Source organism: Tatumella sp. JGM130 (genome assembly GCF_018257525.1).
Taxonomy (GTDB): Bacteria; Pseudomonadota; Gammaproteobacteria; order Enterobacterales; family Enterobacteriaceae; genus Tatumella; species Tatumella punctata.
In genome coordinates this window covers 1-1,568 of the sequence record NZ_JAERJS010000075.1, presented here as the reverse complement: position 1 = coordinate 1,568, position 1,568 = coordinate 1, and the positions used below count along the sequence as shown (strand labels likewise).

Annotated in this window: 2 protein-coding genes; both read left to right on the top strand. The window is 41.8% G+C overall.

Annotation, left to right across the window (positions count from 1 at the left end; all coding sequences use genetic code 11):
• Nucleotides 1-79 precede the first annotated feature (79 nt).
• Entirely contained in the window at nucleotides 80-814 is a 735-nt protein-coding gene (locus JK211_RS16695) for a DUF6387 family protein (protein WP_371734656.1), read from the top strand.
• Nucleotides 815-945: 131 nt separating this feature from the next.
• Nucleotides 946-1,149, top strand: a complete 204-nt coding sequence (locus JK211_RS16690; protein ID WP_212709737.1) for an AlpA family transcriptional regulator — start codon at nucleotides 946-948, stop codon at nucleotides 1,147-1,149.
• Nucleotides 1,150-1,568 lie beyond the last annotated feature (419 nt).

Below are 1,568 nucleotides of genomic sequence, written 5' to 3'. Positions count from 1 at the left end.
GCATATGGATACCGGGATAATGAATACTTCTTCCTGAAGATAAAAGCAGCGTTCCCCGGTAAAACGCGATGAACCAAGAATCACTGCCGGTAAGCCGGCGTTACACCCATTGTTTATCTCTCATGAACAATTACCGGAACTGAAGTCTCTACGCGCCCCCGACACACCAGCCTTTCCGGTGCTCACCTTACCGGTCCGGGAACTGAGTATCGGTGACATTGATGACTGCTATCATGCACTGTCTGCGGCCGACGTGGATAAGACATTTTTTTCACTTGAAGAGTCCCGACATCCCTGTTACCTGGGGCATATAAGCAAAAGCGATTTTGAACCTGATACACCGCTGACCACACTTCAGAGACAGGCCTTTGGTAGTCATATTGAACAGATTTATCTGGCGGTCGATCCTTCATGTACAAAGAAACAACTTATTGATGCCTTCAGAGTGCTGTTGACCGACCTGGATAACCAGTATGGGATCTTTGCCCCCTCCGCTGAAAAGACTACCAGTATACGCCAGAAACTACTGTACGATATCCAGGCATGTCACCTCATTCCGTTGACTGATTTACTGCTGTGGCAGGTCAGTAACAGGAAGATTATCCCGTTAAGGAATATCTATAATCTTTTTGAACAACATAACTTGAATGACTCTTCATCAAGCACTGGTTTTTCCGAAACTAATTTCAGGAGTCGTTATCTGAGGACCTTCGACCTGGTGATGAATCAGGGAAATCCCGGCGAAATACTGAGTAAACTTTTAGAGAAAACAGAGGATTATGATACATCGTATTACGATGCGACCCATCGGTAGTCTTCACTGATTTTGCTTCACAGAATCGGTATTCTGGCAATATGTTTTTCTCTTAACAAACACAAAATGAAAGCTCCCTCCTTTGTCAGGCAGACTGATTGCATATTGAGAACACGACAAAGGATAGCCTGATGAAAGAAGAACATCTGAACGACACGAATCCACTCAAACTGGTGGATCTGAAATTTATCTGTGAGAGCACGGGGCTTTCCCGGGCATATATTTACAAACTGATGAGTAATGACCTGTTCCCGAAACCACTGAAACTGGGACGGGCCAGTCGCTGGTATCTCAGTGAGTTTAAGGACTGGATGGAAAGCCGTCACCGGATGTAAGACATCGTTGCCTGGGCAAAAGGTAACAAATATGATGCACTAACTTTCCTTGGTACTGGCGGTAGTTTATCTGGTCTGCAATGTAGGTATTGCTCCTGTTAACAGAGGTAAAAAGATAAAAATAACATGCCGGAGTTATGGTTCTTATATTATTCTATTATTAACCATTAAGTAACCCCTATTAATATTGACTTATAACATATGGATTTAATTATCTTTGATATTGATACAACTATCCTCTCAGGGGTATAGGGCGTGAATTAAAATTAAACTAATTAGCTTCATGCTTTATTTTATTTTAAATAAAACATAAATATTGCCCTCTTTAGCTATAAGAAAATGGGTAATGATACCAACTTATTGATTTAGTGTATGATGGTGTTTTTGAGGTACTTTTGTGGCTTCCATTTCTGTGCGTT

Excerpts from the sequence above, each read along its gene's own strand:
- JK211_RS16690 (WP_212709737.1), top strand. The coding sequence starts at position 946 with ATGAAAGAAGAACATCTGAACGACACGAATCCACTCAAACTGGTGGAT.